The organism is Massilia sp. PWRC2 (assembly GCF_049896725.1).
Taxonomy (GTDB): domain Bacteria; phylum Pseudomonadota; class Gammaproteobacteria; order Burkholderiales; family Burkholderiaceae_D; genus JAFCUW01.
The window spans coordinates 301,364-314,137 of sequence record NZ_JAFCUW010000005.1; the positions used below are offsets into that span (position 1 = coordinate 301,364).

13 protein-coding genes are annotated in these 12,774 nt (G+C 66.0%); 3 read left to right on the plus strand and 10 right to left on the minus strand.

The annotated features are described in order from the left end of the window. Positions 1 to 152 precede the first annotated feature (152 nt). The gene (locus ACP7BZ_RS12620) at positions 153 to 986 is read left to right on the plus strand and encodes an aldo/keto reductase (RefSeq protein WP_426113595.1); all 834 of its coding nucleotides are present in this window, start codon (positions 153 to 155) and stop codon (positions 984 to 986) included. Here the strand turns inward: ACP7BZ_RS12620 and ACP7BZ_RS12625 are convergent. From ACP7BZ_RS12625 to ACP7BZ_RS12645, 5 genes are all read right to left on the minus strand, one after another. Next, positions 983 to 1,753, minus strand: a complete 771-nt coding sequence (locus ACP7BZ_RS12625) for a hypothetical protein (RefSeq protein WP_426113597.1) — start codon at positions 1,751 to 1,753, stop codon at positions 983 to 985. The genes ACP7BZ_RS12620 and ACP7BZ_RS12625 overlap by 4 nt on opposite strands. Beyond that, positions 1,750 to 4,467, minus strand: coding sequence for an aminopeptidase N (gene pepN / locus ACP7BZ_RS12630; RefSeq protein WP_426113598.1), 2,718 nt, complete (start codon positions 4,465 to 4,467; stop codon positions 1,750 to 1,752). The genes ACP7BZ_RS12625 and pepN overlap by 4 nt, the downstream gene beginning before the upstream one ends. 139 nt (positions 4,468 to 4,606) lie before the next feature. Beyond that, positions 4,607 to 5,665: an alkene reductase gene (locus ACP7BZ_RS12635; protein ID WP_426113600.1), complete on the minus strand. Its 1,059-nt coding sequence runs from the start codon at positions 5,663 to 5,665 to the stop codon at positions 4,607 to 4,609. An 11-nt stretch (positions 5,666 to 5,676) separates the two neighbouring features. Continuing rightward, positions 5,677 to 5,982 (minus strand): ArsR/SmtB family transcription factor, encoded by a 306-nt coding sequence (locus tag ACP7BZ_RS12640; RefSeq protein ID WP_426113602.1) that lies wholly within the window; start codon positions 5,980 to 5,982, stop codon positions 5,677 to 5,679. A gap of 96 nt (positions 5,983 to 6,078) precedes the next feature. Further along, positions 6,079 to 6,990, minus strand: a complete 912-nt coding sequence (locus ACP7BZ_RS12645; protein WP_426113730.1) for an EamA family transporter — start codon at positions 6,988 to 6,990, stop codon at positions 6,079 to 6,081. 169 nt (positions 6,991 to 7,159) lie between these two features. On the opposite strand from ACP7BZ_RS12645, the gene sugE reads away from it, so the two are divergent. Next, positions 7,160 to 7,480, plus strand: coding sequence for a quaternary ammonium compound efflux SMR transporter SugE (gene sugE, locus ACP7BZ_RS12650; RefSeq protein ID WP_426113604.1), 321 nt, complete (start codon positions 7,160 to 7,162; stop codon positions 7,478 to 7,480). Positions 7,481 to 7,502: 22 nt separating this feature from the next. Here sugE and ACP7BZ_RS12655 read toward each other — a convergent pair whose 3' ends face one another. After that, positions 7,503 to 8,186, minus strand: coding sequence for a substrate-binding periplasmic protein (locus ACP7BZ_RS12655; protein WP_426113606.1), 684 nt, complete (start codon positions 8,184 to 8,186; stop codon positions 7,503 to 7,505). A gap of 188 nt (positions 8,187 to 8,374) precedes the next feature. Next, the gene (locus tag ACP7BZ_RS12660) at positions 8,375 to 9,349 is read right to left on the minus strand and encodes a succinylglutamate desuccinylase (protein WP_426113608.1); all 975 of its coding nucleotides are present in this window, start codon (positions 9,347 to 9,349) and stop codon (positions 8,375 to 8,377) included. 126 nt (positions 9,350 to 9,475) lie between these two features. On the opposite strand from ACP7BZ_RS12660, the gene ACP7BZ_RS12665 reads away from it, so the two are divergent. Next, positions 9,476 to 10,633 (plus strand): acyltransferase family protein, encoded by a 1,158-nt coding sequence (locus tag ACP7BZ_RS12665; RefSeq protein ID WP_426113610.1) that lies wholly within the window; start codon positions 9,476 to 9,478, stop codon positions 10,631 to 10,633. On the opposite strand, the gene ACP7BZ_RS12670 is transcribed toward ACP7BZ_RS12665, so the two are convergent. From ACP7BZ_RS12670 to ACP7BZ_RS12680, 3 genes are all read right to left on the minus strand, one after another. Then, complete coding sequence (locus ACP7BZ_RS12670; protein ID WP_426113612.1) at positions 10,630 to 11,118, minus strand: hypothetical protein; 489 nt, start codon at positions 11,116 to 11,118, stop codon at positions 10,630 to 10,632. The genes ACP7BZ_RS12665 and ACP7BZ_RS12670 overlap by 4 nt on opposite strands. Before the next feature lie 49 nt (positions 11,119 to 11,167). After that, positions 11,168 to 11,977, minus strand: a complete 810-nt coding sequence (locus tag ACP7BZ_RS12675) for a pirin family protein (RefSeq protein WP_426113732.1) — start codon at positions 11,975 to 11,977, stop codon at positions 11,168 to 11,170. A gap of 191 nt (positions 11,978 to 12,168) precedes the next feature. Then, entirely contained in the window at positions 12,169 to 12,768 is a 600-nt protein-coding gene (locus tag ACP7BZ_RS12680; RefSeq protein ID WP_426113614.1) for an FMN-dependent NADH-azoreductase, read from the minus strand. Between the last annotated feature and the right edge of the window lie 6 nt (positions 12,769 to 12,774).

The window sequence follows — 12,774 nt, forward strand, 5'->3', positions numbered from 1 at the left end:
CGACTGGCGCAAGCTTGCGTCTGATCGCTAAAAATGACGCTGCGCTTGCGTGTTGGCACAACATCAAGCGAACGTTTAGGCTAGCGCTTATTTCGCGACCATCAACCATCAACCATCAACCATCAACCATCACCGATCATGAAGGAGGCGCCATGCGCAGATTGAGCATGCCCGGTGGCCGCAGCATTGCCGTGCTGGGCCAGGGCACCTGGAATATGGGCGAAGATCCCACCGAACAACAGCGCGAAGCCAATGCCTTGCGGCTCGGTCTCGATCTGGGTCTGGGCTTGATCGACACTGCCGAAATGTATGGCGAAGGCGGCGCCGAGCAGGTGGTGGCAGCGGCCCTGGCCGGCCGCCGCGATGAGGCCTACATCGTCAGCAAGGTCTATCCACACAACGCCGGCCTGCGCGCGGTGCAGCAGGCGTGCGAGCGCAGTTTGCGGCGCCTGAATACCGACCGCATCGATTTATATTTGCTGCACTGGCGCGGCGACGTCCCGCTGGCCGAGACCTTTGCCGGTTTCGCCGCGCTCAAGGCGGCCGGCAAGATCGTCGATTATGGCGTCAGCAATTTCGACCGCGACGACCTGGTCGAGGCGCACGCCAGCGCCGGTGGCGCAGCGCTGGCGGTCAACCAGGTGCTCTATAACCTGGCGCGCCGCGGCATCGAGTGGGATGTGCTGCCATGGTGCCGCCAGCAGCGCATGCCGCTGATGGCGTACAGCCCCCTCGAGCAGGGCGGCATGCTGGGCCACGCCACCCTGCGCGCGATCGCCTCGCTGCGCGGCGCCACCCCGGCCCAGGTGGCGCTGGCCTGGCTGCTGCGCCAGGACGGGGTGGTCGCCATTCCCAAGGCGGTCGAGGCGCGCCATGTGCGCGAAAACGCTGCCGCCCTGCAACTGCAACTGGGCAGCGAAGACCTGGCCGCGCTCGACGCCGCCTTTGCGCCACCACGGCGGGCGACGCCGCTGGCGATGCGCTAACTGGCGTTGATCAGGCTTACCCGCTGGCCGATGAGATAGAGCGGATTGGAGACCATGGCGGCGCCGCTGTAGGTGGCGTCATGGCCGCACTGGCCGCAGGTATGGCGGCGGTGCGCGCGGACGGCGAACGGTCCCAGGTCCAGGTGCGGATAACCGCAGCGCGCGCAGTCGACGCAGCCATCGGCGTGGGCCATGGCGGCCAGCGCCGGCGGCGTGACGTTCAGACGGGTGATGGCACTCTGGCGGAACAGGCCAGCCACGGCCAGCGCCAGCGCCGGCACGCTGGCCTCCACCCCGGCGCCGCGCACGTCGATGACGTCGCCGCGCAATGTCAGGCACAAGCGCTGTTGTCCCCCGGCCTGCTCCGGCGGTAGCGCCAGCAGCAGCGGCCCGCGCACCAGCTGCAGCGGCAGCGCCGCCGCGTGGCAGCGATCGTCGGCGCGCGCCAGGTCGGCCTTGACGCCCCAGTAGGTCTGGTGTGACACGCACCACCAGCGTGCGGCGCCATGGCGAAATTTACCGGCCGCGGTCAGCCGGCAGTCGACCAGGCCGGCGTCCAGATGCCCGCGCAGGCGGTTGTCGGCGACGGCGATGTGGCCGACGGTGGCGCTGGCGGACCAGGCGATGGCGTCGGTTTCACGCTCACCCGCGCCGGCAGCGGTTTCACGCTCACCGGCGCCGGCAGCGGTTTCACGCTCACCGGCGCCGGCAGCGGTTTGATGGCCGCAGCGCGCTGGATCGCCGCACAGCCCTTGATCGCCGCTCAACTTTTCGGCGCCCCCGTCGTCATCGCCCGGCTGATGCTCACGCAGCGCTGGTCTTCTTCGCGCAGCGTGAGCAGGGCGCGGCGGGTGCCGGCCGACAGTTGCGCAAAGCTGGCGCTGGAGGCGGCGCTGTCGAGCCGCTTGACGCTGGCCGCACTGCAGGTGGCCGGGATCATCTCGGTGTAGCTGCGCATGAACACGGGACCGGCCACCTTGTCGAGCTCCGCCAGGCTGGCCAGGCGGGCCGCGGCGGTCGCTTCACTGAGCGCCTTCTGCTCGACCGGATAAAGGCTGTAGATGGCCACCCGCACCTTGGAGAATGGCAGCGCGGTTTTCTGGTCCTGCACCCGGGCCAGCCATTCCTGCTTGGTGGCCGCATCGGGCCGCGAGATGGTGGCGGCCAGCGCCTGCGCCTGGCCGGCGTCGGATTTGTCGCGCAGCCGTTCGGCTGTGACCAGTGCTTCACTGCCTGCATAGGCGAAGCGGTTCAGGCGCGTGATCAGGCTCCAGCGCTGGTCCTGGCCGATCTCCAGTCCGGCCACCTTGAGCGAGCCGTCGAGCAGTCCGGCCAGCCGCGCCAGCGCGGCGCGGCTGCTGGCGTTGTTCACATAAAAGCTGAACCAGCGGCGCTGAAAATTGCTGTTGTCGCTGTGTGCTTCGATGGCGCGCCAGCTGGTCTCTTCCAGCTGCGTGCCGATCGCATTGGCGTAGGCCGGGGCGGCCTGCATGGCGTCGAGGTAGTGCTTGGCGCTGCCCAGCATGCCCAGCTCACTGCCCAGCAGCGTGTAGTCGCGTTCCTGCGGCGCGTTGGCCAGGGCAGTTTTGATAAAGTCATTGAGCGGCAGCTGGCCATCGCGCACGCCATCCCACAGGCTTTGCCACAGCATCGCGCGCAGCAGCGGATCGTCGACGCCGGCGACGCTGGCCTGGGCGGTGGCGAACGATTTTTTATCCAGCTGTACCTTGGCGAAGCCCCAGTCCTGGTAGTTCGGGTAGACCAGGTCGGGACAGGCGCTGCCGATGAGTGCCGGCACGGCGCTGACGGCGCCGCTGTAGGTGACGGCGGTGACGGCGGCGACGGCGAGCTTGCCGCCGCTTTGGCGGAAGGTGGCGATCTGCACGCGCTGTTCGCGCAGGGCAGGCAGGCTGGCCTTGGCCGATTGGGTCAGGCTAAAGCTGCTCACCTTGCCGGCGTTGCAGCGGTAGCTGGCGGCGATGGTGTTCACGCCCGCCTGGTAGAGCCACTGGCGGGTCCACGGGGTCAGGTCGCGGCCGGCCGCGTCGCCCAGGCTGCCGATAAAATCGTCGAGGCGGGCGTTCTTAAACGCGTATTTTTGCAGGTAGTTGTGAACGCCCGTGCGGAATACCTCATCGCCCAGCAGGTGACGCAGCTGCATCAGGGTGGACGCGCCTTTGGCATAGGTGATGGCGTCGATATTGTCGAAGGCGTTGGCGGTCGATGGCACTGGCACTTCGATCGGATGGGTGGCCAGCGACTGGTCGGTGGCATACGCCCCCTGTTTGGCGCCGCTGTAGAAGGACAGCCAGGCGTGCTTGAATTCGGTCGCTTCGGCCACCGCCATGGTGCCCATGAAGGACGCAAAACTCTCGTTGAGCCACAGGCCATTCCACCACTTCATGGTCACCAGGTCGCCGAACCACTGGTGTGCCATCTCGTGCATGATGGTGCCGGCCAGCCCCTCGCGCTGGGCTTGGGTGGTGGGTGGCTGGTGCAGGAAGCCGCGCTCGCCGAAGGTGACGGCGCCGGCGTTTTCCATGGCGCCGTAGAGGAAGTCCGGCACCAGCAGCTGATCGTATTTTTCCCACTGATAGGGCACGCCAAAATACTGCTCGAAGAAGGTCAAACCAGCCTTGGTGAACTTGAACCAGTCGCCCGGTTCCACCTGCGCGGCGACCGACTGGCGGGCGAACAGGCGCATCGGATAGGGCCCGCTATGGTCTTCCCACACCTTGTAAGGCCCCGCGTGCAGCGAAAAATTGTAAGGGCTGAGGACCTTGGAGACGGGGAAGCTCCAGCGGCGCGTGGCGGCGCTGGGGCTGCCAGTGCTATTGTCAGTGACCGCGCTGATGCTGCTTTCGCGGCGGGTCGACACCACCACCCAGTCGGCCGGCGCCGTCACGGTCAGCTCAAAGGTTGCCTTCAGGTCGGGTTGGTCGAACAGGGCGAACATCTGGTGGGCAGCGGCCGGCTCGAAGTGCGAATAGGTGTAGACCCTGCCATCGGCGGGATCGACCATGCGGTGCAGGCCTTCGCCGTTGGTGCTGTGGGCACGCGTGTACTGCACCACCACGCTGTTGCGGCCGGCGACCAGGTCGGCGCCGGCAATGGTGATGAAAAACTGGTTGTAGTCGGCGGCGACGGCCTTGCCGTTGACGGTGACGGCAGTCAGATTGGCCTTGTCCAGATCGATCGTCAGCGGCGCGCTGGCGTCGGTCAGGTCGAAATCGATGCGGCTGGTGGCGGCGAAATCGGCCTTGCCCGTCAGCGTAAAGTCGAGCACGTAGGCCACGTGCGAGACGCGCGCAGCGCGGGCGGCGGCATCCTGCTCGGTCAGATAGGTATTGACGGCGCGGCTGCTCACGACAGGGGCGGTGGCGGCCATGGCGCTGGAGGTGCTGAAGGTGCTCAATGTGCCTAAAGTGCTCAAGGCACCGAAGACGGCAAGGACGGCGAGGCGGCGGGCAAATGGGATCACGATGTTCCTTCGGCTGATGGTGCCAAAAGAATAGCATGGCATATTGCCGATGCACATCGCGAATTGATATGCATGTCGGCGACCAATTAAAAAGGGCACAGAGCGGCTGCCGCTCTGTGCCCTCGGTCATGCCGACAACTTACGCCTGCAGGGCAGGGTAGTCGGTGTAACCTTCAGCGCCCGAACCGTAGAACAGCTGCGGCCGTTGTGGGTTCATGGGGGCATCTTCCTGCAGGCGGCGCGGCAAGTCTGGATTGGCAATAAACAGTTTGCCGAAGGCGACGGCGTCGGCCTTGCCCTCGTTAATCAATTGCTCGGCCGATGCGCGCGTCATCGATTCGTTGGCGATGTAGACGCCGCCGAATGTTTCCTTGAGCAGGGGACCCAGGCTGTCGGCGCCGATCGCTTCGCGGGCGCAGATGAAGGCGATGTTGCGCGCCTTGAGTTGACGGGCGACGTAGCTGAAGGTGGCGGCCGGGTTCGAGTCACCCATGTCGTGGGCATCGCGGCGCGGCGCCAGGTGCATGCCGACCTTGCCGGCGCCCCATACGTCGATACATGCATCGGTAATCTCGAGCATCAGGCGGGCGCGGTTTTCGATCGAGCCACCGTACTGGTCGGTGCGGGTGTTGGTGCTGTCTTGCAGGAACTGGTCGAGCAGGTAGCCATTCGCACCGTGAATTTCGACGCCGTCAAAGCCGGCCAGCTTGGCGTTTTCGGCGCCCTTGCGGAATGCCGCCACCACGCCGGCGACCTCGGCCGTTTCCAGCGCGCGCGGCAGCGGGTAGGCGCGCTCGGGGCGCAGCAGGCTGACGTGGCCAGCGGCGGCGATGGCGCTGGGCGCCACCGGTGCATCTCCGCCGAGCAGGCTGGGGTCGGAGATGCGGCCGACGTGCCACAGTTGCAGGAATATCAGGCTGCCGGCCGCGTGGACGGCGTCGGTCACCACTTTCCAGCCGGCCACCTGTTCATCGGACCAGATGCCGGGGGTGTTTTCGTAGCCGACCCCTTGTGCGACCACCGAGGTCGCTTCCGACAGGATCAGGCCGGCGCTGGCGCGCTGCACATAGTAGTCGGCCATCAGGGCGTTCGGCACGCGGGCGCCACCGACGGCGCGGGCGCGGGTGAGCGGCGCCATGACGACGCGGTTGCGTAAAGTAAAGTCGCCGACGACGAGGGGTTCGAAAAGAGTGGTCATGGGTACAGCTCCTAAAGTCCGTGATGCAGTTGATTGAGAAAGGTCGTAATGACCGCTTCGTTACGTTTGTAATAGACCCATTGGCCGACCCGGTGGGCGCTGATCAGGCCCGCCTTTTGCAGGCTGGCCAGGTGCGCCGACACGGTCGACTGCGACAGGCCGCTGCGCTGGTCGATCAGGCCGGCACACACGCCCATCTCCAGCCCATGCACCTGGTGCGAAAAATAATGCTGTGGCTCTTTCAGCCACAATAAGATTTGCCGCCGCACGGGATTGGCTAGTGCTTTGTGAATGGCGTCAATGGCGTCGATATCCATGAGGTTTCCTGTATCGGGTTTCTACGAACCTAATATCGTTATTTTACGATATGTCCAGATTTTTTGCTGGAGGTGGCGCGTTTTACGTCCAGCCCCTCAGCGGCGCAGCATGGCCCACCAGCGTTCGCCGAACTGGTTTAAGGCCAGCCCGCCCAGCACCAGCAGGCCGGCGCCTATGGCCCAGCCATGCAGTGTTTCGCCCAGGATCAGGGCGGCGCTGAGCATGCCGGCGACCGGCACCAGCAGGGAAAACGGGGCGATGGTGGCTGTCGGGTATTTGCGCATCAGCATCGACCAGATGCCAAACCCCAGCAAGGTATTCGGATAGGACTGAAACAGCACCGCGCCCAGCGTGCGCCAGCTAAAATTGTGCGCCGCCAGCCGCCACGCCGCTTCGCCTTCGACCAGCCAGGACGCCAGCAACAGCGGCGGCGTCGCCACCAGCGCCGCCCACACCATCAGCGCCAGCGCATTGACGGGCGCCGCCGCCGCGCCAGGGCGGCTGGCGCCAGCCTTGCCCATCTGCTTGCTGGCGATATTTGCCACCGCCCACGACAGCCCGGCCAGCACCACCAGGGCGAAGCCGATCAGGGTGGCGCGCGCCTGCAGGTTGGCCGCCACCACGCCCATCCCCGCCAGCGCCACCAGCGCGCCCAGCAGTTGCGCCGCGCGCGGCCGCTCGCCCAGCAGCAGCACGGCCAGGCCGATGGTAAAAAACGCTTGCAACTGGACCACCAGCGACGCCAGGCCCGCTGGCAGTCCCAGCTTGATGCCGGTGAACAGCAGGGTGAACTGGATGGCGAACTGGAACAGGCCGAAGATCAGTACCAGGTGCAGCGAGGTGCGCGGCGGCTTGATCACCAGCACCAGCGGCAGCGCGGCAAACAGGAAGCGCAGGGCGGAAAACAGGATGGGCGGCAAATCGCGCAAGCCCAGCTTGATGACCACGAAGTTGCCACCCCAAATGGTGACGACGGCCAGCGCCATGCCGATGTCGCCGGCGCTCATGCTGTGCTTCATGCGCTATCCTTATTATTGCCCGAAGAACATTGATTATGGCTGAGATCGGAATTCGCCGTGCACGCCTGGCCGGCGCCCGCTTGCCCGCATCGGCACCCCGTGCTACGGTCGGGCCTGTCACGCTTTTCGCATGGCGCATGATTTTTCAGGAGCGGGTATGAGCTGGTTGTTGCTGGTGGTGGCGGGATTGCTGGAAGTGGCGTGGGCGGTCGGCCTCAAATACACCGAAGGGTTCACCCGGCTGGTGCCGTCGGGCTTGACGCTGGCGGCGATGGCGGCCAGTGTCGGCTTGCTGGGGCTGGCCTTACGCCACTTGCCGCTGGGAACAGCGTACGCGGTCTGGACCGGCATCGGCACCGTCGGCACGGCGATTTTCGGCATGCTGGTGCTGGGCGAGTCGGCCGGTGCACTGCGCCTGCTGTCGATCGGCTTGATCGTCGCCGGCATCGCCGGCCTCAAACTGCTTACGCCTGCCTGAACGGCGCAGCGCACCGGCCGTGTTAGCGGGCACTGGTCCAGCGCCCGCAGATGCGCCCGAGTTCGCCGCTCGCCTTGAGCGTGGCCAGGGCCGCCTCGATGGCCGGCGCCAGTGCCGGGCTGGCGCGATGGCTCACCCAGAAATACAGGGAGCCGGTCCCGAAGCGGGTTGGCAGCAGCGTCAGATGCTGGTCGAGTCCGGCGGTGCGCATGTAATACAACATGCTCGCTTCGTTCAAATAGGTGTAGCGGCCATGGCCGTGGATAGTCTTGCGTAAATTGGTGACGCTGTCGCCCGTGCTGTCATCGATTTCCATGCCGAGCGCTTTGAGTTCGTCGATATAGCCGGAACCGCGCGGGGTGTTCACCAGCGTCTTGGCGCGCGCCAGCTCGGCCAGGCTGGTCACAGTGCCATCGTCGCCGGCGGCGGCGGCCAGCCGGTAGACGGCGTCGTACAGGGGCACGCTGATGCGCACGGCGATGCGGCGCCGACCCGGTGAATCGACCAGCGCGCAGGCGGCCCAGACATCGCCGCGCGCCAGGCTGCTTTCAATGACTGCCAGCGAGCGCACCTGCTGGTGGCCGACGAAGCGGATCGCCGGATCGAGCCGCTCGATGGCCGCCAGCAGGTCAGCACAGATACCCTGCGGCTTGCCTTCGCCCGGTATCCACTTGGGCGCCACACTTTCCTGGGCAATGATAGGCACCGTCAACCGCGCCCGCGCGGGGCAGCAAGCCAGGCCAAGCAACATCAATACGCAACAGGCGCCGTCAGCAAATCGCATAACCCACCAGTTAAATCAGATGTTCATGATCTTCTCATATTAAAGAGCGCAAAAGTGCAATATTTTAGACACATTATTGTCGGTCTTGCGACACATTGTGCCGTGCCCTGTCAGTCCTTGGCAAACGCCGGGTTGGCGGTGGTCAGGTAATACCATTCCTGGTTGGCGCCCGCATTCACGTCCGGAAACAGGATGCGGCCGTCGAGTTCCGACCGCACCGAAGTGCCATCGGCGCGCGTGCCGATCACGGTACCGACGCGTACTTCGTCGAAACTGCGCCAGGTGCGGGCGAAGCTGTCGGCCTTGTCGAGTTTGTCATGGACGACCACCATCGACAGCGCTTCGATGTCGGCGGCGGCAACGGCCGCTGGCGCTGGCGCATCGATCAGGCCCAGGTGGGCCAGCGTATTGATGATGGCGCGGTAGCCCACCGCGGGCGCCTGCGGGTCGCGGTGCTGGCCGCATTCGAGCGTCAAGGCGTAGCCGCCGGTGCTGCGCATGAATTCGGTGGTGCCGACGCCGTAGCGCAGCACCGTTTGCAATTGCGACGCATCGCTCAGGCGGCGCTGCACGCCGGCGCCGTAAGTGGCCAGCCAGCCGTCGACAAAGCGGCGCACGCCGAGCCGCTTGGCCAGTGCGCGCTCCTGGTCAGCGTGCGCGAACGGCTGCAGGGGGCCATCGTTATTCGGCGGGCCGACCATGACGAACGGTTCGCTGTCAGCATTGAACGAGTGCAGGTCGAGCAGCACATCGTGCCGGGCCAGCAGGGGACAGAGCCAGTTGGCGATCCGGTCTTCGAAGTCTTGCGGGTCGTCGTTGGGGAACAGGTTGCGGTTCAGGTTGCGCTGGCCCGAGCGCTGTTCGAGCCGGTACGCCAGCGGGTTGGTGACCGGGACGAAGGTCACGCTGCCGCGGGCAATCACCAGTTCGCCGCTATCGATCTGCGCCATCACCCGTTCGATGGCGCGGGTACCGCAGGTTTCATTGCCGTGCACGGCGCCGGTGACGATCAGGCGCGCGCCCTTGTCCAGTCCCGTGTAGTTGATCGATTTGAATTGGAGGTCGCGCGGGCTGGGCTGGGTCATTGCGGGTCAACTTTACGTGGTGAGCTAGATCGCATATTTTAGCGGGAATCGCCGGCGTCGACGAGCGCGCCGTGGTCGGCTACAATCGCAGCTCCCCATGACCAGGGTCCGCCACCCTGTTCGCCCATGCCGCCGTCGCCGTTTTCGCCCCCGCCTGCTCCGCCGCGCCTGCACGGCCTCGACACCCTGCGCGCGCTGGCGGTGACCCTGGTGGTGCTGCACCACTACGTCCTGTTCGTCAGCGAGCGCGCCACCTTCGGCTGGCTCGGCGAGATCGGCTGGGTCGGCGTCGACCTGTTTTTTGCCCTGTCCGGCTACCTGATCGGCAACCAGATCTTTGCCGCCCTGGCTGGCCCTGGCCACTTTTCACTAACGCGTTTTTATGGCCGCCGCCTGCTGCGCACACTGCCGAATTTTTACGTGGTGCTGGCCCTGTACTACCTGTGGCCGTGGTTTGCCGACGGCGCCCCGTTGCTGCCGCTGTGGCGGTTTATATCGTTTACCCAGAATATCCTGCTGGTGCCGGGCAGCGCTTTTTCGCATGCCTGGTCGCTGTGCATCGAAGAGCAGTTTTATGTGGTGCTGCCGGTGCTGGCACTGGCGTTGGCGGCGCAGCGGCGCAGCCTGGCGCTGGGCTGGGCGGCGCTGGCGGCGGCCGTGCTGGTGGGCCTGGTGGCGCGCGGCTGCTTGTGGCGTCTGCATGTCAATGTCGACGCCAATGTCGGCGTCGGCGGCGCCGGTGCCGTGCAGGCGCAAGCGGCCTACTTCACCTACATCTACTATGCCTCCGTGTGCCGGCTCGACGAGCTGCTCGCCGGCGTGGCGCTGGCGCTGCTGAAAAATTTTCACCCGCTTCTGTGGCAGCGACTGACCCGCCATGGCGAGCTGGCGCTGGCGCTGGGCGCTGCCGTGCTGGCGCTGGCGGCCTGCTGGTTTCTCGCTGACCGCTATGATTTTGCCGTCACCGTCTTCGGCTACCCGCTGCTGGCGCTGGGCTTCGGTTTGCTGCTGCTGGCAGCGCTCGATCCATCGGCGCGCCTGGCGGCACGGCGCGTGCCCGGCTGCCAGCGCCTGGCGCTGTGGTCGTATGCCATCTACCTGGTGCACCGGCAAATCAGCGTGCTGGCGGCGCGACCGCTGGCAGCGGCCGGCTTTGGCGCCGAATCGCCGCTGGCGATTGTCATGCTGATGGGCTTGTCGCTGCTGGGCGGGGCGCTGCTCTACACGCTGGTGGAAGCGCCCTGCATGGCCTTGCGCGCGCGTTACCTGCCCTTGAAACGCTAAGGCGCGGGCAGGCGCTGCTGGTCGATCATATCGATGACGCCGAACGGCGCCTGCATCTGCCCTAAAAATTCCAGCACGGCGAAAGCACGCATCGATGGATTGCCAGCGCGACTGTCTTCAATTGCCCGGCGCAGTCCCGGCACCGCTTCGATCGTGTGCGGTGCATCGTAGGCGGCAATCAGCAGGGTGACCAGCGCGGTGGGGTCGCCGCGCCGCATCACCGCCTCGATCACGGCGATTAACGCGCGCTGCATGGCGGGGGTAGGGTGGCTGATATGGGCAAACACCAGCGGGGTGTTGGTGATGGCGTCGGCCAGGATGCGCTCGATTTTTTCCGCTTTGGTGTCGGAGGCGATGTCGAAATACGCGCGGTTCCAGCGCGTACTGGCGTAGGGGTGGCCGGGCGGGAAGCCATCGATGGTGTCGAAGCCGCAGATGCGGGACAGGTGGGCGAGGCCAGCGGCGAGCGTGTCGAGAAGGGGCATGGCGGCAGTGTAGCGCAAACGACGGGGGCGCTGGCCGCCCCCGGTCGGCTCAGCTTTGCGCGAGGCCTTCGAAGCGGCCAGCGCGGAAGTCTTCGACCGCCTGCTGCAGCTCGGCCTGGGTGTTCATGACGAACGGCCCGTACTGGGCGATCGGTTCGCCCAGCGGCCGGCCGGCAATCAGCAGCACCCGCAAGTCGCTGGCGGCGTGGATGCGCACACCGTCGGCGCCGGCGGGGTTGGCCAGGATGGCCATGCGGGTCGCTGGCACCGCTTTGCCTTCGACCACCGCTTCGCCACGGAACACATAGATAAACGCGTTGTGCCCTGCTGGCAGCTGCTGCTCGAAGCTGGCGCCGGCCGGCAGTGCGATGTCGAGGTACACCGGCTCGCTGCCGTCGCGGGTGACGGCACCGGCGACGCCATGGCTGCTGCCGGCGATCACCCGGACCACTGCGCCGCCCTGTGTTGTCACCTGCGGCAGCTGCTCGGCCGGGATGTCGCGGTACCACGGTTTGCTCATCTTGTCGCGCGCCGGCAGGTTCAGCCACAACTGGAAACCTTCCATCAAGCCCTCGTTCTGCTCGGGCATTTCCGAGTGCACCACGCCGCGCCCGGCCGTCATCCACTGCACGCCGCCATCGGTGATCAAGCCTTCATGGCCGGCGCTGTCCTTGTGGCGCATGCGGCCATGGATCATGTAAGAGATGGTCTCGAAACCGCGGTGCGGATGCTCGGGGAAGCCGGCGATGTAGTCGCCCGGCTTGTCGCTGCCGAAGGCGTCGAGCATCAGGAAGGGATCGAGGCGACGCTGCAGCGACTGCGTCAGCACCCGGTTGATGCGCACGCCGGCGCCATCCATCACGAACTGGCCGGCGATGAGCCGCTCGACGCCGCGCGGGGCCCGCACGCTGTAGGCGTGGGTGGCGAGGGTGCCGTTGTTGACGGGGTTTTGCACGGGGTTTTCCAAGGGGGGTTCCAAATTCGGCTCCTGTTACATACAAAAAAGGCGCCGCATCGACTGACCGGCGCCTTGCTGCCAGACGGCGGCGCTTACGCCAGCACGGCGGCGATCTGGGCGTCAGCGTCAGCCTGCGCCTGGGCGACGGCGTCAGGACCCATGCCGAGGCCTTCGCTGTACAGGAACGTCACATCGGTCATGCCGAGAAAACCGAGGAAGGTGCTCAGGTGCGGCACTTGCGAGTCGCTGGCGCCATTGCGGTGCACGCCGCCACGCGACAGGTTGACGTAGACTTTTTTTCCCGTCAACAGGCCTTCGGGGCCGTTGGCGCCGTAGCGGAAGGTCACGCCGGCACGGGCGATGGCGTCGAACCAGGTCTTGAGCTGGCTGGTGATGCCAAAGTTGTACATGGGCGCGCCGATGACGATGACGTCGGCTGCCTGCAGCTGGGCGATCAGAGCATCGTCGAGGGCCACGCGCGCAGCCTGCGCCGGCGAGCGCTGATCGGCCGGGGTGAACAGGGCGCCCAGGGTCGCTTCGTCGATCACCGGATGGGGTTCGCTGGCGAGGTCGCGGCGCACTACCGACGCACCGGCATTCGCAGCGACCAGGCCGGCAACGAGTTTGTCGCCCATGCGGGTCGATTCGGAACCGCTGCTGCGGGCGCTGGAATTAATTTGCAGAATGTTCATATAGTT

Coding starts and splice junctions, on each gene's coding strand:
- ACP7BZ_RS12620 (WP_426113595.1), top strand. CDS start 153: ATGCGCAGATTGAGCATGCCCGGTGGCCGCAGCATTGCCGTGCTGGGC.
- ACP7BZ_RS12635 (WP_426113600.1), bottom strand. CDS start 5,665: ATGACCACTCTTTTCGAACCCCTCGTCGTCGGCGACTTTACTTTACGC.
- ACP7BZ_RS12640 (WP_426113602.1), bottom strand. CDS start 5,982: ATGGATATCGACGCCATTGACGCCATTCACAAAGCACTAGCCAATCCC.
- ACP7BZ_RS12645 (WP_426113730.1), bottom strand. CDS start 6,990: ATGAGCGCCGGCGACATCGGCATGGCGCTGGCCGTCGTCACCATTTGG.
- sugE (WP_426113604.1), top strand. CDS start 7,160: ATGAGCTGGTTGTTGCTGGTGGTGGCGGGATTGCTGGAAGTGGCGTGG.
- ACP7BZ_RS12660 (WP_426113608.1), bottom strand. CDS start 9,349: ATGACCCAGCCCAGCCCGCGCGACCTCCAATTCAAATCGATCAACTAC.
- ACP7BZ_RS12665 (WP_426113610.1), top strand. CDS start 9,476: ATGCCGCCGTCGCCGTTTTCGCCCCCGCCTGCTCCGCCGCGCCTGCAC.
- ACP7BZ_RS12670 (WP_426113612.1), bottom strand. CDS start 11,118: ATGCCCCTTCTCGACACGCTCGCCGCTGGCCTCGCCCACCTGTCCCGC.
- ACP7BZ_RS12675 (WP_426113732.1), bottom strand. CDS start 11,977: ATGGATGGCGCCGGCGTGCGCATCAACCGGGTGCTGACGCAGTCGCTG.
- ACP7BZ_RS12680 (WP_426113614.1), bottom strand. CDS start 12,768: ATGAACATTCTGCAAATTAATTCCAGCGCCCGCAGCAGCGGTTCCGAA.